The organism is Frankia sp. CcI49, from assembly GCF_001983215.1.
GTDB lineage: Bacteria > Actinomycetota > Actinomycetes > Frankiales > Frankiaceae > Parafrankia > Parafrankia irregularis.
On record NZ_MOWP01000029.1, the window covers coordinates 201,300 to 220,843 of the forward strand.

At 73.0% G+C, this 19,544-nt stretch carries 11 protein-coding genes; 7 read left to right on the forward strand and 4 right to left on the reverse strand.

Annotation, left to right across the window (positions count from 1 at the left end; all coding sequences use genetic code 11):
- Window positions 1-29: 29 nt before the first annotated feature.
- Window positions 30-1,031, forward strand: coding sequence for an LLM class flavin-dependent oxidoreductase (locus CcI49_RS26885; protein ID WP_054564482.1), 1,002 nt, complete (start codon window positions 30-32; stop codon window positions 1,029-1,031).
- Here CcI49_RS26885 and CcI49_RS26890 read toward each other — a convergent pair.
- Together CcI49_RS26890 and CcI49_RS26895 are read right to left on the reverse strand one after the other, a co-directional pair.
- On the reverse strand, window positions 1,015-1,548 hold the full coding sequence (locus CcI49_RS26890; RefSeq protein ID WP_054564481.1) for a DinB family protein: 534 nt from the start codon (window positions 1,546-1,548) through the stop codon (window positions 1,015-1,017). The two genes, CcI49_RS26885 and CcI49_RS26890, sit on opposite strands and share 17 nt — an antisense overlap.
- Before the next feature lie 18 nt (window positions 1,549-1,566).
- Window positions 1,567-2,223 (reverse strand): hypothetical protein, encoded by a 657-nt coding sequence (locus tag CcI49_RS26895; protein WP_054564480.1) that lies wholly within the window; start codon window positions 2,221-2,223, stop codon window positions 1,567-1,569.
- Window positions 2,224-2,593: 370 nt separating this feature from the next.
- Here CcI49_RS26895 and CcI49_RS26900 point away from each other — a divergent pair, with 370 nt between their 5' ends.
- Window positions 2,594-3,952: a jacalin-like lectin gene (locus tag CcI49_RS26900; RefSeq protein ID WP_076830496.1), complete on the forward strand. Its 1,359-nt coding sequence runs from the start codon at window positions 2,594-2,596 to the stop codon at window positions 3,950-3,952.
- Between the two features lie 200 nt (window positions 3,953-4,152).
- Here CcI49_RS26900 and CcI49_RS26905 read toward each other — a convergent pair whose 3' ends face one another.
- Together CcI49_RS26905 and CcI49_RS26910 are read right to left on the reverse strand one after the other, a co-directional pair.
- Window positions 4,153-6,957 (reverse strand): Hsp70 family protein, encoded by a 2,805-nt coding sequence (locus tag CcI49_RS26905; RefSeq protein WP_076830499.1) that lies wholly within the window; start codon window positions 6,955-6,957, stop codon window positions 4,153-4,155.
- A 3-nt stretch (window positions 6,958-6,960) separates the two neighbouring features.
- The gene (locus CcI49_RS26910) at window positions 6,961-8,514 is read right to left on the reverse strand and encodes a fibronectin type III domain-containing protein (RefSeq protein ID WP_241840255.1); all 1,554 of its coding nucleotides are present in this window, start codon (window positions 8,512-8,514) and stop codon (window positions 6,961-6,963) included.
- A 237-nt stretch (window positions 8,515-8,751) separates the two neighbouring features.
- On the opposite strand from CcI49_RS26910, the gene CcI49_RS26915 reads away from it, so the two are divergent.
- The 5 genes from CcI49_RS26915 to CcI49_RS26935 all read left to right on the forward strand — a co-directional run bounded on the left by CcI49_RS26915 (window position 8,752) and on the right by CcI49_RS26935 (window position 19,490).
- The gene (locus tag CcI49_RS26915) at window positions 8,752-9,756 is read left to right on the forward strand and encodes a MoxR family ATPase (protein ID WP_054564474.1); all 1,005 of its coding nucleotides are present in this window, start codon (window positions 8,752-8,754) and stop codon (window positions 9,754-9,756) included.
- Window positions 9,757-9,771: 15 nt separating this feature from the next.
- A complete protein-coding gene (locus CcI49_RS26920) occupies window positions 9,772-10,944 on the forward strand; it encodes a DUF58 domain-containing protein (protein WP_076830502.1) in 1,173 nt (390 codons plus the stop codon).
- Between the two features lie 644 nt (window positions 10,945-11,588).
- Window positions 11,589-13,973, forward strand: a complete 2,385-nt coding sequence (locus CcI49_RS26925; RefSeq protein ID WP_076830506.1) for a transglutaminase domain-containing protein — start codon at window positions 11,589-11,591, stop codon at window positions 13,971-13,973.
- A complete protein-coding gene (locus CcI49_RS26930) occupies window positions 13,973-16,717 on the forward strand; it encodes a PKD domain-containing protein (RefSeq protein ID WP_131831192.1) in 2,745 nt (914 codons plus the stop codon). Before CcI49_RS26925 ends, CcI49_RS26930 begins: the two co-directional genes overlap by 1 nt.
- A gap of 19 nt (window positions 16,718-16,736) precedes the next feature.
- On the forward strand, window positions 16,737-19,490 hold the full coding sequence (locus tag CcI49_RS26935) for a PKD domain-containing protein (RefSeq protein ID WP_131831193.1): 2,754 nt from the start codon (window positions 16,737-16,739) through the stop codon (window positions 19,488-19,490).
- Window positions 19,491-19,544: the final 54 nt, after the last annotated feature.

Genomic DNA, 19,544 nt, shown 5'->3' on the forward strand with positions numbered 1-19,544 from the left:
GACGACGCCGATGACGAAGGGCTCAACCGGTGACAGTACCGCTCTCCATCCTCGACCTGGCGACGATCGGCGTCGACGAGACCGCGCAGCAGAGCCTCGAAGGCAGCGTCGCGCTCGCGCGCCTGGCCGAGTCCCTCGGCTACCAGCGGATCTGGTACGCCGAGCATCACAACATGCCGCGGATCGCGTCCTCCGCGACCAGCGTGCTCATCGCGCATGTCGCGGCGAACACGAGCACCGTCCGGCTCGGCTCCGGCGGTGTCATGCTGCCGAACCACTCGCCGCTCACCATCGCCGAGCAGTTCGGCACGCTGGCGACGCTGCACCCCGGCCGCATCGACCTGGGCCTGGGCCGGGCCCCAGGCAGCGACCAGCAGACGATGTACGCCCTGCGCCGGGACGACCGCTCGGCCGAACGGTTCCCGCAGGACGTCCAGGAGCTTCAGGGCTACCTGGCCGGCCGGTCGCTCATCCCCGGCGTCGACGCCACCCCCGGCAAGGGCACGAACGTCCCGTTGTACATCCTCGGGTCGTCGCTGTTCGGGGCCCGGCTCGCGGCGGCGCTCGGGCTGCCCTACGGGTTCGCGTCGCATTTCGCCCCGAACGCCCTGCAGGACGCGGTCGCCCTCTACCGCCGCCTGTTCCAGCCGTCGGCGCAGCTCGACCAGCCGTACGTCATCGCAGGCGTCAACGTCATCGCTGCGGACACCGCCGACGACGCACAGGACCAGCAGCGCACGATCCGCCGCCAGCGGGTCAGCTGGCTGCTCGGCCGCGGCCAGACCTTCACCGACGCCGAGGCGGACGAGATCCTCGCGGCACCGCAGGGGCAGCAGCTCGTCCAGATGATGAAGTACACCGCCGCCGGCACCCCGGACACGGTCGGCGAGTACCTGGACTGGTTCACCACCCACGCCGACGCCGACGAGCTCATCGTCGCCCACCAGTCCCCGACGATCGCCCAGCGCCTGCGCTCCGTGGAACTGACCGCCAAGGCAGCCGGCCTCGCCGCACCTACCCCGGGCGACTGACCCCGGCGGCGCTCCGGCCGAGAACACGGTCGATATCCCACAGGTGATGCCACACATCATGGGCGTTGTTCCGCACGATGTCGGCCGCCTGCTGCTCACCGCGCGTCGCGTGGCGGACGACGACGCCCTCGGCGAGCGCGGCGCGCATGACGTCAACCCAGGCGGGCGCGCTGATCCCGAGGGCCCACCGGGCCGCCGCCAGCGGAACGCTGTCGTACCGGCGGGCACGGGCCAGCTCATCGGGGTCGTACCCCGCGATGTCGGTGATGCCGGCCAGGCGCGCTCCCTGGACCCGTTCGGCCCAGTTCCGCAGGTTGTCGGCCATGTGGCTGACGTACTCGGCGACGCTCCACGCTCCGGCGGACAGCCGCTCGCCGCCAACCGCATCCCTGGACCGTCGATCGACCTCGGCGGGTGACGCCGCTACCAGCACGACAGCGTGCACCATGTCGATCCGCCAGTCGAACTGGCATTCGCCACAAGGATCCCCGTACAGCGCCGCACCCCACAGCTCCATACCGAGAATGATGGCCGGTCAGCGGACGGCGTCGGCGGCGACCGTGGCGAGTGGGATTCCTGCCCAGCCGAGAGTGACCGGTTCGGCCTGAGCGCTCGTGACGACGAGGCCGCGGCGGCGTGACCCGTAGGCGTCGCCGCTGTACGCGACGGCCTGGTAGGGGCCCGCCTCTCGCGAGAGTTCGGTGATGTTCCCCGTGCCCTGGGCGTCGTCGACCAGTTCCTGGAAGGCCCGGGCACTGTCAAGATCGGGCATCTCCACCCAGGAGACGGCGACCAGCGCGATGTTTCCCCTGCCGTCGGTGATCGTGAACTGCGCCCGGCTCAGCGCGGAGCACGGCTGCTGCAGGAAGAAGACGTGGACCTCGCCGTAGGAATGCGCCGCGCAGCCGTCCGTATCGGCCTGGAATCGGCTCTGGGTGCCGAGATGGTTCCGCCGGAACCTGTTCTCGATCCGCTCGATCTTCCGGATCTCGTCGGTGCGACCCGCGGCCTCGGCGACCCTGCCCTCGCCGGGCTCGGTGGCCTCGCCGCTCTCGCCGGACGGCTGTGGTTGCCGGCTGTGCACCGACCCGGACGCCGGGCGCGTGGCGGTGGAGTCGCCGGCCGAGATCCCGCTCGCGCTCAGCGCGAGCAGCAGTAGCAGGGCAAGGGCAGGGGCGGACAGATTCTTCACCGGCTCGCTCCCGCCTCCGCAGCAACATCCCATTGCAGCTCCTCCTGCCGGCCACTGCCTGCCCCTGGGGGTGGCACCGTCCGGAGCCGGGGGCGGCGAGTGTGGAACAGGCGAGCTCGTGATATGAGCGTAGCGTGACGGGGTGAACGCGTATAGAGGTCGAAAGCGGAATGCCGTTCACCGTCGCCGGGTGCCCCGAGTTCGACGAGTACGTCCGTCAGGTCTGGGTGCGGGTTTGTGTGGTATCGCCGCTGGCGGGTTGTCAATTGTTGCCTGATTGTTTCGATTGTGGACCGTTGACCGTTCTGTAACGCGGGCCATAGTTTTCCGACGCCAGATTCCGTCCGACATCTGCCGATGCGGAGAACTGATGCGTTTGTTTTCCCGCCCGAGCCGTGCCCTGCTCGCGGCTGCCCTGGCCCTGCCACTCGCGATCGGTGCCGCAGCTGTGGCCACTCCGGCCGCGAACGCCGCCTCACCGGCCGGAGGCTCCTTCTCCGCCCTGACCTACAACATCGCGGGCCTGCCCGAAGCGCTTTCCAGCGCGGAGACCCCGCGCGCGGAGAGCACGACCACCATCGGCCAGCGCCTCGGCCCCTACGACATCGTCCAGGTGCAGGAGGACTTCAACTACCACTCCTACCTCTACGACGGCGACACCACCCACGCGTACCGGACGCCGACCAGCGGCGGCGTCCCGTTCGGCAGCGGGCTCAACACCCTCTCGAAGGTCAGCTACAGCGACCTCGACCGGGTGACCTGGGATGACTGCAGCACCTTCGACAGCGCCGACTGCCTGACGCCGAAGGGCTTCACCTTCAAGCGGATCCGCCTCGGCGAGGGCGTCTACGTCGACTTCTACAACCTGCACGCGGACGCCGGGACCACCAGCGCGGACACCAGCGCCCGGGCCTCGAACCTGAGCCAGCTGGCCTCGTACATCTCGTCGCACTCGGCCGGCAACGCCGTGGTGGTGATGGGTGACACCAACGCCCGCTACACCCGCACCGGCGACACCATCGCCGCCTTCGCCGCGGCGAACGGACTGACCGACGCCTGGGTGAAGCTGGAGCGCGGCGGGGTCGCACCCGCGACCGGCAGCACCGCGCTGGTCTGCGACGAGGCTGCGCCCACCGACACCTGCGAGGTCGTCGACAAGGTCCTGTACCGCAGCAGCAGCTTCGTCACCCTCAACGCCACCGGCTACGCCAACCGCAACGCCGACTTCCTGAACTCCGCCGGCGTCATGCTTTCCGACCACTTCCCGATCGCCGTCGACTTCAGCTGGACCCGTAACAGCGCCTACCAGGCCAGCGACCAGTTCGGTGGTTCCGGTGGCACTGCCTACACCGACATCAACGCCATTCCGGCCGGCGCCACGGTAAGCACCGTCAGGCTGCGTTCCGGCTCCCGGGTCGACCAGATCGGCCTGACCCTGACGAACGGCACCACACTGAACCACGGCGGCACCGGCGGAACCGCCCAGTCGCTGACCCTGGGCAGCGGTGAGTACCTGACGTCCGTCTACCTGTGCTCAGGCGTGAAGGACAGCAGCACCCGGGTCTTCTACACCAGGTTCACCACCAACCTCGGGCGCACCCTCGCCGGTGGGGCCACGACGTCCACCTGCGTCACGTACACGGCGCCGTCCGGCTGGCAGATCGCTGGATTCCACGGCCGTGCCGCCACCGAGAACGACAAGATCGGCGTCTTCTACACCCAGCGCTGAGCGCGGTCCGGAACCGCCACGGATGAAAAGCGAGGCCGGGACGGTGCAACCCGTCCCGGCCCCGCCGGCCCGGACCCCGATGCGCGGTCCGGGCCTTTCTGTCCGCTGGGCCTTGCCCTGGTCGGCTGGTCGGCTGGCCGTAGGCGGGATTATCGAGGAACTCCGCTATCGGGATTGCGGGGAACCCGCGCCGGGTGCGCTCAGCGGGGCTGGTCGAGGTCGATCGTCCACGATGCCGGCGTCGAGCCGGCGACTGTGCCGGTCGCGAGGACCGCCCCGGGCGCGACCACCCCGAGCAGGTCCACCTCGGCGTCCGCGGTGCCTCCGGTGCCTCCGGTGCCTCCGGTGCCTCCGGTGCTCCCGGCGACGACTGGCTCCTGCGGCGTCCATCGCCGTGCACCGGCGTCGGTCACCCAGAGGCGAGGCTCGCGGTGCCCCGCGGCCGGCGTGGAGCCCGTGCCGACGAGCCGTCCGCCGGGGAGTGCCGCCAGGCCGGTGACTTCGGCCCCGTCAGGAAGATCCGTCTCGACGGCGGCCCAGGCCGCCCCGCCGTCCGTCGAACGCCGGACCCGGCTCACCGAGCCAGCCCCGGATGGTTCCCGGCCCACCGCGAGCAGGCTGCCATCGGCAAGCCGGGCGACCCGGTCGAGGCTCTGGACGCCCAACCCGTCGACGCCGGTGACGGTCAGCCGTCTCCACGACGTGCCATCGGACGACGTCCATACGGTGCCGTCGCCCTCACGGTCGAGCGCGAGATCCTGGCCGACGGCCAGCAGGCCACCGGGGACAGCCACCACGTCGCGCAATGTGGCGTTCGACGCCCGTTCGACCGAGGCCGGCTGCCAGCTTCGCCCGTCCGTGGAGGTCCAGGCCGTGGCGGTGAACACGCCCGCGGCGCTGTCGTCCCAGCCGACCGCGACCAGCCGGGCGCCATCGGACGTCGCGGTCACGGCACCCAGGCCGCCGGTGACGCCACCGCCCGAGCCGGCGGTCGCGGCGCGCTGCCAGGTTGCCCCGTCGGCGGTCCACCAGGCGGCGGGCGTCTCGTCCGTCGAGCCTGAGCCGATCTCGCTCCCCACCGCGACCCAGCCGCCGCCCGGCCGTGGGGCGATTCCGCGCGCGGAGCCGCCTGCCTGTCCGCCTGTGCCAGCACCTGTGCCCGAGCCCGTGCCTGGGCCCATGCCCGCTCCCGCCAACGGGCCACCGGTCAGCCGGGCGACCTGTTCGGTGGCCGGAAGGGCCGTGCCGGCACCGGCGCCGGCGGTTCCCTGCCTGGTGGACGGCGGAGCGCCACCGGCCAGGTTGGGATCGCCCGTAGCACCGCCAAGGCCGATGCCGACCCCGACGATGACGGCGACCAGGAGCACCACTGCCGCGACGGCGGCGTACACGACCGCGCCACGTCGACCGGCCTTTCGGTAGTCGCTGTCGCCCGCGGTCCGCACCACCAGCGGCGCGTCCCGATCGGCGAGCGGGACCCGTCGCGGGACGCTCGCGGCGGGGCGCAGCAGCTGGTCGGTCGCGGCGGTGAGACCAGCCCGGTCGAGATCGACCCGCAGGCTCACCGCCGCGGGCGCGGCCTCGGCGGGTGCCGGGCCGCCGTGTACCGGGGCGATCAGGTCGGCGGCCCGACGGGCCTCCTGTTCCGCCGGGGGATCAACCTGGCTGCCGGGACCGGTCCTGCTCCACCCGCCCGTCGTCGTACTAGTGGATTCCACCGGGACGTCGTCCGGCGGGGCGGTGCGGAAGAGCTCGTCCGGTGGGGCGGTGCGGGAGAGTTCGTCCGGTGGGGCGGTGCGGGAGGGCTCGGCGCCGTCGTGCCAGCCGCTGTCGTGCCAGCCGCTGTCGTGCCAGTCGCCGTCGTGCCAGCCTGGTGCCACGGGGTCTCGGCGCGGCGCTGCTGCCTGATCCGGGACGGAGGCCGCGGCCAGCCGGGCACCCGCGGAGATCGCCGCACCGAGGCAGACGGCCAGCTTCGGGTGCGCATCGGCCGTGACGGTCACCCCGAGGTGGTCCGCCAGCAGCCGGCCGATCATCGGAATGCGGCTCGACCCGCCGACGAGCAGCACCTGGGTGAGGTCGGTCTCCCGGCACCCGGCCGCGGCTATCGTCCTGCGCAACGCGTCGACGGTGCGCAGGATCAGGACCCGCACCGAGTCCTCCAGGTCGTCCCGCGTGATCGGGACGACCCTGTTCACCCCGGGCAGGATGACCGGGATCTCGGCCCGGGTGTCGTCGGAGAGCAGCTCCTTGGCCGTCACCGCGGCGGCGGCCACGGCGGCCATCGCCCGCGCTGTCGCCGGGTCGGCGACGTCCAGCTCGTACCAGCCTGGGCCGACGGCTCGGGCGACGTGCTCGAGGACGGCGTCGTCGACATCGGCGCCGCCGATGCTGTCCTCGCCGCCCGGAGCCCCGCACAGCTCGAATCCGTCGACGGTCCGCCGCAGCACGGTGGCGTCGAAGGTGCCACCGCCGAAGTCGTAGACGGCGAGCAGTTCGCCGGGGCCGAGCTGTCGGTCCGGCTGTGCCGCGTACCAGACCGCGGCCGCGGTCGGCTCGTCGAGCAGGCCCACACGTGTGCGCTCGCCGAGCCCGGCGCGACTGGCGGCCTGTTCCAGCAGGCCGCGGCGGTGCGTGGACCAGGTCGCGGGGCAGGCCAACGTCACGTGTGCCGGAGCCTGGGATTCCCGCTCGGTGACCTTGGCGACGACGTAGCGGATCATGTCGGCGGTGAGGTCGGTCGCGTCGACCTTCGTGTCGCCGAGCCAGATCGGCACGTCGTCACCGAGCCGGCGCTTGAACCCGCGGGCGACCCGGTCGGGCTCGGTCACGGCCCGCGCCTCGGCGGCCGCGCCGACGAGCATCAGCCCGTCCTCCCGCCGGAAGAGCACGCTGGGGATGACCGGGGAATGGTCGCCGAGGCCGACCGTCTCGGCCCTGTTGTCACGCCAGACCGCGGCGGCGGTGAAGGTCGTGCCGACGTCGATGCCCAGGGCGTAGGCCATCGGCTACCGGCCCAACACCAGCGAGGTCGGCCGCGCGCTGGGCGTCCCCGACGGCGGTCCGTTGCCTGCCGGGGTGGGTGACGGCACGGGACGCACGGTGGCGCTGCCGGCCTCCAGCGGAGCGAAACAGACCGGGTCCCGGCCGAGCAGCCCACTGGCCTTCTTCTCCGTGCAGTAGGCGTCGGCTTCTGCCCAGGAGGCGAACTGCCCGTCGAGGTAGATGATGACCTGCCCTGGGAACTGGCTGCCCAGGCGCTTCGAGGCGTCCGCGTCCGCCAGCACCGTCGTGACGCCGAGCGCCCGGTCGATCTCCGTCTTGCGCAGGAGTGGCTTCTGAGCGTCCTGCTCCTGCTTGTCCTCCTTCCAGAAGCTGCCGAGCACGACGTAGAAGCCCTGAGGCTCACGTCCCTGCCCGGTCTTCCCGCCCGGGTCGGTGGGAGTGGTGCCGGTGACGTTCGGGTCGGGTGTGGGCGTCGTCGGTGGGGTCGACGAGCCGGTCGGCTCCGGCGTGGCCGGGCTGGCCCCGGCGTCCTGGCACACCATCTCGGAGGCCTTGGATTCACCGCCCTCGTTGGAGGCGACGAGGCGGAAGCAGGTGTGGGCCCCGGCCGCCAGTCCCTCCCAGGTGTGCGCCGTCAGGGGGGCCTTCACCGGATGGAGTTCGTTGGCGGCTCCGTCCGCGTCCGCACCGACCAGCTTGTAGAGCAGGTAGTTCTCCGCGCTGGGCACCGCCGACCAGTTCAGGCTGATCGCGCCGGCTCCGGCGGGCTCGGCGGTCAGCCCGGTGGGCTGGTCCGGCCGGGAGACCTTGTCCGAGGCGAGCTTGTCGCTCGGCGCGGCCCGGGCCAGCAGGAGGACGGCCGCGGCACCGCCGACGAGTGCCAGCGCGCCGACCGCGGCGACGGCCCGTGAGAGTACGGGGACCTGCTCGAACACCAGCTCGACGGTTCCCTCGTCCGCCTTCTCGTCCGGGCCGGTGGCCCTGGTGTAGGTCAGCTGCACCGGTCGGGGGGTGACGGTGCCGAGCAGCGTCGGCACGCTGGCCCGCGCCTTCAGGTAGACCTCGCCGGTCTGGCCGGGATCGACGACGATCTCGTGCGGGGCGAGGGCGAATCCGAGCTCGCGGCGCTTGTCGGACGCCGTCACCCGCAGCCGGGCCGCGACCGTGCCCCGGTTCTCGAACCGCGCCGTCCACCGGCCGGTCCAGCGACCGCGCGAGATGGTCGGGGTAACCGTGGGAACGATGTCGTGGATCGCCCCGACGACCAGCTCGCCCTCGTCGACCGCCGCGCTGTCGGGATGATCCTGGGAGACGCAGCGCAGCGCGAACGGCACGCTCCCCACCGGCCCGACCGGCGGCCGGAACCGGATCTGGACGGTGTTCCGCCCGTTGCGCACGACGGAGACCGTCGGAGGGACGACCTCGGCCCAGGCAGCGGCCGGGCCGAGGACCTCGAACGTGTACTGGGCGATGACATCGGTGGCGTTGTGCACCGTCGCGGATGTCTGCACCGTCTCCCCGGGACGGACCTGAAGCCGGCGGTCCCGCAGTTCCACAACCGGATCCATCACGCTCCGCCCGCGTCCGTACGGTGTGCTCCGCACCGGTGACGTCCCGCACGGTACGGCCGGTACGGCCAGCGGGGCCGGCGCGGGACGTCGCCTGCCCGCAGGTATCCGGAGATCGCCCGCCAGGGCGGGGTGTGCTGCCCTTTCGGGACCACAACCGCGAGGCCGTTTACCGGGGCGCTCGACCTCCCCTAGCGTTCGCCGCGTGATCGTTCGGAGCGGCTCATGACCAGCCCCCCGGCGGCCGGCGCCGCGGCGGGAGACGCCGAGGTGACCTGGTTCCGCGAGTGCTTCGAAGCACTGCACGGCAACATCGGGCGTTTCGTCCGGGGGAAGCCGGAGGTCATCAGGCTTGCGCTGGTGTGCCTGGCCGCCGAAGGGCACATCCTGATCGACGACGTCCCCGGAGTCGGCAAGACCTCGTTGGCGAAGGCGATCGCGAGCTCGATCGAGGGCGGCCTGATGCGCCGCATCCAGTTCACCCCCGACCTGCTGCCGACCGACGTCACCGGGGTGCAGATCTGGAACGCCGAGAGCCGGGAGTTCGAGTTCCAGCCGGGCGCGGTGTTCGGCAACGTCGTCCTGGCCGACGAGATCAACCGGGCCTCGCCCAAGACGCAGTCCGCGCTGCTTGAGGTGATGGAGGAACGGCAGGTCACCACCACGGACAGCATCCCGTACGAGGTGCCCCGGCCGTTCATCGTGATCGCCACCCAGAACCCCGTCGAGCACGGCGGGACGTACGACCTGCCCGAGGCGCAGATCGACCGGTTCATGGCGCGCCTGCACATCGGCTACCCGCGGTACGAGGCCGAGGTGGAGATCCTCGCCAACGGTGCCCGCGGGGTGACCCCCCGGTCGCTGTCGCCGGTGGTGAGCATCGCGGACGTCCAGCGGATGACGCAGATCGTGCGCCGGATCCACCTCGCGCCGGCCCTGCTCGGCTACATCGTGATGATCGTCTCGGAGACCCGGCGGATCGGTGAGCTGCGCCTCGGTGTCAGCCCCCGCGGCGGGATGGCCCTCGCCGTCGCCGCCCAGGCCCACGCCGCGGCCGCCGGGCGGTCGTTCGTCAAGCCCGAGGACGTGCAGGCCCTCGCCCCCTATGTGCTGGGGCACCGGATGCTGCTGCGGCCCGAGGCGGAACTGTCCGGGGCGACGAGCGAGAGCCTGCTCGGCGCGATCATGACCTCGATGCCGGTTCCCGACCAGCGCGTGTCCTCCTACTAGCCCGGCAGGGAACCGATGGGGTCCTCACAGGCAACGGGCAGTACGCGGATCACCGGGTCCGGTGTCGCGATGGCGGCGGCCACCGCCGTGCTCATCGCGGCCGGGCTGGTGCTGGACTACCCGGAGCTGCTCGCCCTCGGCCTGGTGGCCGGGGTGGCGCTGCTGTGTGCCGCCGGCTGGATGACGGTGACACCGGACGTGACCCTGATCCGGGAGATCCACCCGCCCAGCGTGTTCCAGGGTGACGGCGCCCGGGCCCTGGTCACCGTCACCAACGCGGCGCGGCGGCGCAGCCCGCCGATCCTGGCGGCCGAGACGGTGGGGGAGCAGACCGTGGCCGTGGCGCTGCCCAGCCTCGCGCCCGGCGCCCGGTTCCAGGCGGCGTACCCGCTGCCGACCGACCGACGCGGGGTGTTCGAGGTCGGCCCGCTCGTCGTCGGGCACACCGACCCGTTGCGCCTGCTGCACGTCGGGCGGGCCTTCCCGGACCGTTCCACCTTGCGGGTGCATCCCCGCATCCACACGGTGGACCCGCTGCCGACCGGCGGCTCGCCGGACATGGACGGCCCGACCAGCGCGACCTCGCCGCTGGGCGGCGTCGCGTTCCACAGCCTGCGCGAGTACGTCCGCGGGGACGACCTACGGCTGATCCACTGGCGGTCCACCGCACGCACCGGAAAGATGATGGTCCGGCACAACGTCGTTCCCAACGAACCGCGGATGACGGTGGTGCTCGACACCAGCGCCGCCCCCTACGCGGGCGACTACTTCGAGGACGCGGTGCGGGTCGCCGCGTCACTGGCGGTGTCCGGCGCCCACCACGGCTTCCCGGTGGAGCTGTGGACCACCGGCGGGCGGCGTGGTGCCGCCGAGAGCAGCCGCGATGTGGCCGGCCTGCTTGACCTGCTCGCCGCCGTAGCGCCCGCCGACGACGACCCGGGGCTCGCCGAACTGACCCGGATGACGCCCGGTGAGGACGGCATGGTCCTCGGCGTGGTCACCGGTCAGCCGCCCGGCGCCAGGCTCGGCGCCGTGTCCGCCGTGCGGTCGCGGTTCGCGATGGCGAGCGTGGTGTGCGTCGGGGAGGAGCACGGGCGCCCGGGGCTACCCGTCCGCGGGGCGCTCACGGTGAACGTGCGGACCAGCGACGACTTCGCCGCGGTCTGGAACTCCTGGGTCCGGCGGTGAGCGGCCAGGAGACCCCGCCACCGGGCCGGCGGCGGGACGAGCCCTCACCAGCCGAGACGACCCAGCCACTCCCGGTGCTCAATCTGCCCCCCGCGCCACCGCCACAGCCGGCCCGCGCACCCCGACCACTGCCCCGCCAATCGCAGACGCCTTCGCCCCCGCGGAGCCCGCGGCCGGCACAGGCCCCTCCGCCGGCGCCGAGTCCGCGGCAGCCGCAGAGCCCGGCGCAGCCGCAGGGCCCGGCGCAGCCGCAGCGCCCGCGGCCGGCTGCTCCGCCGTCCACCCGGCCGGCCGCCGGGTCCGCGCCATCGGCCCCGCCGCCGGCGTTTCCGCCGGCTCCGTCCGCCCCACCGGCCCCACCGGCCCCACCGGCCCCACCGGCGCCGTACGCTCCACCGGCTCCTTACGGGGCGCCGGCCGGCTCTGCGCCTCCGGCTCCGGCTCAGGCCGCGCGGCCTGCCCGGCCCGGCCCACCGGGTGATCGGCCAGTCCCACCGGTCCCCCCGGAGCAGGGCGCGCCGGAGGAATCCGGATCGGGCGGCCCGGCGCGGCGGGGGCTGCGCCCGCGTCGCCCGCGCCCTGCCCGGCGGACCACCTTCCGTCCGCCGCCGCCGGCCGTCAGGTCCTTCCGGCCGGCCCAGGTCGTGCTCGCCGGGGTCCTCACCGCCCTGGTCGGGCTCGCGTTCGGCGGGCTTTTCGCCGGCGGCCCGGCCGGGCGCGCCGCCCTCGAACTGGTCGCGGCGGCGGCCTGCGCCGCGGCACTGGGCTGCCTGGCCGGCGCGCGCCTGCGGCCGGCGCCGCTGGTCGGCCTGGCCGGGCTGGCCGGCGCGCTCGCCTTCAGCGTTCTCGTACTGTTCGCGGGCCGGCTCACGGACGGGGCGTCAGTCGTCACCGACTTCGGTGCCGCCGCCCGGGACGGCTGGGCGCGGCTGCTCACCGTAGGCCTGCCGGCCGCCCCCGACGGCGATCTGCTGTTGCTGCCCGTACTCCTGGTGTGGCTGGCGGCGTTCAGCGCGGCGGTGCTGGTCGTGCGGGCCGAGGCGGTGCTTGCCCCGCTCCTTCCGCCGCTGCTCGGCTACATCGTCGCGTTGCTGCTGGTCGCCAGCCGTGGCCGCTCGCTGTTCGTGCTCACCGGGCTGATCGCCGTCGTCGGGCTGGCGCTCGCCGTGGTGCGCGCGGCCCAACTGCCCGGCCGTGGCCGGATCGCCGCGGTCGCGGTAGGCCTGACCGAGGACGGTACGGGCGGCCCGGGTGCTCCAGGCGGCGCCGGGGCCTCGGGCGAGGCGGACCAGGCGGGCAGTGACGCGAGTGGTCCGACCAGCCGGCCAGGCCGTGGACGGTCACCGTCCGGCCTGCGGTCCCGGTCGCTGGCCGGTGCTCCGTCCTGGCGCCGGCCGCGAGCCGGCCAGCTGGCCGTCGGGATCCCGGCGGTGGCGCTCATGGCGGCGCTCGGCACCGGCCTCGCCGTCCTGTCGCCGATCGCCGAGGGGAACGACAGGTTCGACCCGCGCGACCACCGGCATCCGCCCGTCGACATCACCTCGACGCTCAACCCGCTCGTCCAGGTCAAGTCCGCACGCGGCGGCGCCGAGCGGAAGCTTTTCACGGTGCGGCTGCCGAGCAACGACGGGAAGGTCGTCACCGACCGGATCCGCACCGCCGTGCTCACGGACTTCGACGGTGCGACCTGGCGGGACGACAGCGTCTTCGTCCGCACCGGCAGCGTTCTCGGTACGGACGACACCCCGGTGACCACGACCGGCCGCGAGATCCAGATGGACGTCACCGCCCAGGCCCCGGGCGGCCCGTTCCTGCCCACGCTCGGCCAGCCGACGGGCATCCGCGACGCCACCGTCAGCTACGCGTACCAGCCCAGCTCCGGGTCGCTGGCCGCGACGGACCCGCTGCGGGCCGGCGACCGGTACGTGCTCACCGCCCAGGTACCTGTCGCGGACGACCCCAGACTCCCGGACGCCCACGTCGCCCGCGGCACGGAGATACTTCCCTACCTGGCGCTGCCCGCCAACATCCCGGAGGAGATCACCTACGCCGCAGCGGACGCGGTGGGCACCGAGACCACCGCGTTCGGCAAGATCACCTCGCTCACCGCCTACCTGAACAACTCCACGATGTTCCCGGTCGACCTCGACGCCCGTCCCGGCCACTCCCTGGGCGCGCTGAAGAGGTTCCTTGATCCAGGCGGCGTGAAGGCCGACCATCACGGCTACGTCGAGCAGTTCGTGACCGCGTTCGTGCTGCTGGCCAGGATCGAGAGCCTGCCGAGCCGGATCGCCGTCGGGTATCTGCTCGATGGGCGCACCTCGTCACAGGCGGGAGAGTTCACCGTGACGTCCCGTCAGGCGTTCGCCTGGCCGGAGGTCGCCCTCGAGGGAATCGGCTGGGTCGCCTTCGACCCCACCGACATCTCCAAACTCAAGGATCGGCTTCCCCCGCCCGACCCCGACGACCCGACCGGCGGCGACGGCGCGGCTCAGGCCCCCGAGGCCCAGGCGGCGGACGCCGTCGTCCGCCCGGAGCTCGACCGGTCCGCGGACCTCGGCGCCACCGGCGGCGGATCCGGCGCCAGCAGCCTGTGGTGGGTGCTGTTGCTGGTGCTGCTCGTGGTGGCCGTCGCCGTGCCGGCCGGGATCGTGGGGGAGAAGGCCCGGCGCCGCCGTCGCCGGGCGCGGGCCGGGCCACCCGCGGCACGGGTGGCCGGTGCCTGGCGCGAGGTCCGTGACCGGCTCGCCGAACGCGGGCTGGCCCGCTCCCTGTCACTGTCCGCGGACCAGGTCGCCGACCTGGCCGCCGCGCGGCGCGGTCCGCTGGTCGGCGACCAGCTCGCGCTGCTGGCCCCGCTGGTCGGCACCGCCCTGTTCGGCGCGACCGAGCCGGACGACACCGATGCGCGCCGGGCCTGGGAGCTCACCGCGGCGGCGAGTCGCGAGCTGCGCCGCAGTGACGGCGTCCGGCGCCGGGTCACCGCGACACTCAGCCCGGTGCCACTGCTGCCACGACGTCGCCGCTGATGAGCAGAACGGGCGGCTGGCCGCCGGTGGTCCGCATACCCGCCGTCTGGTGGGCGCTGTGCGCCGTCCTGCTCGGCACCGCCGCGGTGGTCGTCACGGCCGCCGACGGACCGAAGGCCCGCACGGTGGCCCTTGATGACGGCACCACCTGGCTGGTGTCCTCGGCGGTTGGCCAGGCAGCCCTGCTCGACGGCGCCTCCGCGTTGACCGACGGGGCGTCCGCCCAGGTGGTGGCGCAGGTCGCGGTGGGGCGCGGTGAGCTGACCGCGGCCCGCTCCGGCGCGGACGCGTTCGTCGCCAACGCCACCGCGAACAGCGTGACCCGCATCGACGGCGCGACGTACCGCAAGACCACGGCGCCCGCGCCGCTCGGGCGGGCCGGCGAGCCGCTCGCCCTGTTCCCCGGCAGGTCAGCCCTCTACGCCGTCAGCGCGACCGCTGGGCTGGTGACAGTCGCGGACCCGGCGACGCTGCAGGTCCGCGGACCCGAGCAGTCACTCGGCGCCCGGGTCCGCGAGGGTGCCGCGCTGGTCGACGGTGCCGGGCTGCTGTGGCTCATCGACAGTGACTCCGGTGACCTGATCCGTGTCGATGACTCCGGCAAGCACCCGAAGCCGTCCGGTGCCGACCCCGCCGCGGCCACCCTCGTGCTGGCCGGCGGGCGGGTCGCGGTGGTGGACGCCGCGGCGCGGACCGTCCGCCCGGTGGGCGCCGACGGCGTGCCTGGGCCGGCGACCTGCCTGGACGTCCGCCAGGGCGACGAGGTGGCGGTGACCGGCTCGCCGACACAGGACCGGGTGTACGCCGTGTCCGGTGATCGCGGTGTGCTGCTGGTGAGCGACCTGGACCGGAGGTCCTGCGACCGGGCGGTGGATCTCGGTGCCGCCCGCCATCGTCTGGGCCCGGCACAGGAGGCGGCCGGCCGGGTGTTCGTCCCCGACTACACGACCGGCGAGGTCGCGGTGATCGACCTGGCCAGCGGCCGGGTGGTGGCCCGCCCCGAGGTGCTGGCCGGTGGGGACGAGACGGTCTTCGAGCTCGTTCCGAGCGGGTCGTTCGTGTTCTACAACGACCCCGCCAGCGAGCGGGCCGGGGTGATCCGCCTCGACGGGACCACGGTGGAGATCCAGAAGTACGACCCGGAGCGGCCCGACGCCGGGCTCGTCCCCGGCGGCGGCGCATCGGGCCCGTCCTCCGGGCCGGGCGGATCCGGGTCGTCATCCGCACCACCGACCACTCCGCCCACCACCGCGCCGCCCACCATCACGCCGACCCCGACCCGTTCGACCCCCACCCCCTCGACCCCCGGCACGGTCGCGATCGAGCTGTCGGCGGATCGGGCCGCCATCGGCGAGCAGGTGACGATGCGGGCTGTGGCAACCGACCGCACACGGTTGGGTGCCGTGCGTTGGGAGTTCGGCGACGGTTCCGCCGGCGGCGGCGTCCAGGTCTCACACAGCTGGTCGAAGGCAGGCCAGTTCACCATCACGGCACGGGTCACCCTCGCCGACGGCCGACAGGCCGCCCCCACCGCCCGGATCACCGTCGTCGCCGGCATCCCGCGGCCGGACCCGACACCGACGCCAGGACCGGATCCGACGCCAGGGCCGGATCCGACATCGCGGCCGGACCCGACATCGAGCGGGTCAGGCCAACCCGACCCGACCATCACATCAACCAGGCCGACCCCGTCCCAGACAACACCGAGGTCGGAACCGCCCACCGCCGAACTTTCCCTGACCGAGTACGCCGGCACCGTCACCGCCGACGCGAGCGCTTCGAAATCGAACGTGCCCGGCGAGCAGATCGCCAGCTATGCCTTCAATTTCACCGGGACTTTCGGGGCACCCCAGTCGGCCCCGCAAGCCAGCAAGGTCTACGGTTACGGGACTTATCAGGTCGGCGTTCGGGTGACCGACACCGCCGGCCTTACGTCCGAGACCACCCGCACCATCCTCGTCCGGGATTCGTCCTTCATTCTTGGTATTACCCCCGAAGGGCCCGGCGGAGTCAGGGATTCACGTGGCCAGATGTGCCTCGTGGCGGGGGCACGGGAGTGCAAAAGCACCTGGGATCTGAACGACACAGTCACGTTGACCGCGGTTCCCAACTCCGGAGCGACGTTTGTCGGCTGGTCCGGTGACTGCACCGGCCAGAGCCTCACCTGCACGGTCGTTCCTAATCGCCCCGATATGAGCGTGACCGCCACCTTCGCCGAGCCGACGCCGAACCGGACGTTGTCGGTGACGGCCAACGGACCGGGCCGGGTGACCGGCGGTGGCATCTCCTGCCCGGGAACCTGCTCGGTCTCCGTCGCGGACGGCACGCAGGTCACCCTGACGGCGACCGGTGACGGCGGCGACTTCACCGGCTGGTCCGGCGACTGCTCCGGCACACAGAGCTGCACCGTCACGCTCTCCGGCGGCGACCGTTCCGTGACGGCGACGTTCGTGGACTCGCTGGTGGCGTCCCTGCGCTGGGTGGACGACGGCTCGCCGCTGCCACCCTACGGCCCGATCTACGCGGTCCTCGACGCGTCGGCGTCGAGTGGCGCCGTCTCGTACAACTTCGACTACGGCGACGGCACCGGCTCCACCGGATGGATCACGAGCTCGCGGGCCCCGCGGCACGCCTACAACACGGAGGGCCCGCCGGGCACCAGCTGGACGGCGACAGTGACCGTACGTGATGCCTCCGGTCGGGAGAAGTCCGCGACGACGTCGATCTACGTCAAATGCTGCTGACGCTCGGGGGATACCGAGAATGACAACGCGGCGGCGATCCTTCGGCGGCCCGGGGACGGCTCGGCCTGTGCAGGCGCGGGTCGTCTCGGCGCGGTTGGGACCGGCGCGGTTGGGATCGACGTTGCTCGCGCTCGTGGTCGTTCTCGGCGCGGTCGCGGTCGTCCTGTCGGGGCGCGGTGACCGCACGGTGAAGGTGTCACTGCAGGACGGCGCGGCCTGGCTCGTGTCGTCGAAGGTCGGGCAGGCCGCCCTGATCGACGGGGCGTCCGCGCAGGTGGTGACGCAGGTGCCGGTCGCCGGAGCCAACGCGGATCTGACCTCGGCTCAGGCCGGGGCCGACGCCTTCGTCGCCGACGGCGTCACCGGCAGCGTGGTACGTGTGGACGGCATCACCTACGAGCCGTCCAAGCCGGTCAGGTTCGCCCAGCCCGGCCAGCGGATGAAGCTCTTTCCCAGCGGCGACGGCGCCGGACTGTTCGCCTTCACCGAACAGTCCGGCCTGGTCACGGCGGCGGACAGCCGGTCACTGCAGCCCCGGCCGAGCCAGGCTCTGGCTTCGAGGATCGTGCCCGGCGGCGGGGCGGTGGACGGATCCGGCCGGCTGTGGCTGATCGAGGCCGGTTCGGGTGACCTGGTCTGGCTGGATCGTGGCAAGGCGGACCGCCGGGCCGCGGCGGTCGACCCTGACGGCGCCCGGCTGGTGGTCGCCGGCGGCAGGGCGGTGGTCGTCGCCGGGAGCTCGGTACGGCCGTTGGAGGCCGACGGCAGCCTCGGGGCGGCGACCTGCCTGGCGGAGAACCCCGCCGACACGACGGCCGTGGTGACCGGCTCCCCGGAGAGCGCACGCCTCTACACCGCCTCGGGGCGGCGTGGTGTGCTGCTGGTCAGCGACCTGGCCCGGCGGTCCTGTGACGTCGCGGCCGATCTCGGCGCGGCCGATGACGAGCTCGGCCCGCCGCTGGAGGTGGCGGGCCGGGTGTTCGTGCCGGACTTCACCACCGGCGAGATCTTCGTCGTGGATCTCAGCCGGCCCCGTGACCAGCCGCGCCGGGCGAAGGTCCTGCCGCCCGGCACCCGCTTCGAGCTCGTACCCGGCGGGTTGTTCGTGTTCTACAACGATCCGGCCAGCGAACGGTCCGGGGTGGTCCACATCGACGGCACGACGACCTCGATCAACAAGTACGACCCCGACCGGCCGGAGGTCGACCTGATCAACGGTCAGGGGAGCGAGCCGGGGCCGCCGGGGTCAGGGCAGTCGGGGTCGCCCGGCTCGTCGGGCGGGCCGACCACCCCGGCGCAGAGCCCGCCCTCGACGCCGTCGCCCACCCGGCGCCCGTCAGATCCGGCCAGCGGCGCCGTGGCGATCGAGCGGTCGGCGGGCGTGGTCGCGGTCGGGAAGCCGGTGGCACTGCGGGTGGTCGCGGCGGACGGGGCCCGGATCAGCGCCGTGCGCTGGGATTTCGGCGACGACAGTGGGGGCCGCGGCACCGCGGTGTCGCACAGCTGGTCACGAGCCGGGCAGTACACGGTCTCGGCCCAGGTCACCCTCGCCGACGGCCGTAGGGCCGCACCGGTCGCCGGGATCACCGTCACGGCGCAGCCCACACCCACCCMGACGCCCCCACCCACGCACCTCTCGACCCCGACCATCCCAACCACCCCGACCATCCCAACCACCCCGACCGTTCCAACCCTCCCCACCAGCCCGACGCAGACGCAGGAGAACGGGAAACGGGGCCCGACGGCGGTGCTGGCCGTGACACCGGCCTCAGGCGGTGCGCCGCTGGTCGTCAACGTCGACGCCTCCCGATCGACAGCCGGCTCGGAGCCGATCAGCGACTACCGGATCGACTTCGACGACAACGGCGCGGTCGCGACCTCGCGGACCGGTACCCACCGCTATGCCGCCGCCGGGACCTACACCGTCCGGCTCACCGTCACGGACCGGGCCGGCCGGAGTGATTCGGTGACGCGGCCGGTGACGGTCACCGCGGCGTCGGTGGCGCCGACGGTGCAGGTCACAGCCTCGACGGTGCCAGGAGAGCTGGCGGTGAACGCGACCGCCGCCGCGACCCAGGGCACCGCGGCGCTGCGCGACTACGAGTTCAGCATCGCCCCCGCGGGATCGCCCGAAAGCGCGCAGCCGCAGGGGGTGAACACCGCGCGGTTCACGGTTCCCGCCGCCGGCACCTACCGGGTCACGGTCAAGGTCACCGACACGGCGGGGCTGACCGCGACGGACACCTCGCAGGACGTCGTGGTCACGGTCGCCCGCCCGGAGCCCTTCGAGCTGATTCCACACGCCAGCAGCGCACTCTGGCGCAGTGGCGCGGGCACGCCGGCGTTCGGACAGGAGGGCCAGACCCAGGGCGATGTCAACGTCAGCAACGGCGGGTACCTGTTGGAGAACAACACCTCCCCGACCTATATGGCAACGCATCCGAACTGGGCTTCGGACGGCTGGATAACCGGTCAGTTCGACCTTCCGCAGGCAATCGTCGACGGCCAGAGATTCCGTGCCCAGATAGGATTCGTCAAGGCTCAGCAAGGTAATGTCGGCCGCGTCCTGTTCAGTGTCAAAGCCGTTTATCCGGACGGCCGGGTCTCGGCCTCGCTGGTAAGTCAGGAAGACATCCAGTCCGACGGCTACATGCCGACCGTCGACGTCGACCTGTCCGGTGTCAGCGGCGCCACCGCGATAGTTATCCGGGTGGATGCGCTCGGCGACGCCGCACAGGACTGGGCTGCCTGGGTGAACCCCCGGGTCGAATAGCGCCGTCGTCGCCGTCGCCGACGCCGACGGCGCGCGGGCGTCGGGTGGACGACG

Bases quoted from the DNA above. Each gene is read 5' to 3' on its own strand.
- CcI49_RS26900 (WP_076830496.1), top strand. From the start codon at position 2,594: ATGCGTTTGTTTTCCCGCCCGAGCCGTGCCCTGCTCGCGGCTGCCCTG.
- CcI49_RS26905 (WP_076830499.1), bottom strand. From the start codon at position 6,957: ATGGCCTACGCCCTGGGCATCGACGTCGGCACGACCTTCACCGCCGCC.
- CcI49_RS26890 (WP_054564481.1), bottom strand. From the start codon at position 1,548: ATGGAGCTGTGGGGTGCGGCGCTGTACGGGGATCCTTGTGGCGAATGC.
- CcI49_RS26930 (WP_131831192.1), top strand. From the start codon at position 13,973: ATGAGCAGAACGGGCGGCTGGCCGCCGGTGGTCCGCATACCCGCCGTC.
- CcI49_RS26915 (WP_054564474.1), top strand. From the start codon at position 8,752: ATGACCAGCCCCCCGGCGGCCGGCGCCGCGGCGGGAGACGCCGAGGTG.
- CcI49_RS26920 (WP_076830502.1), top strand. From the start codon at position 9,772: ATGGGGTCCTCACAGGCAACGGGCAGTACGCGGATCACCGGGTCCGGT.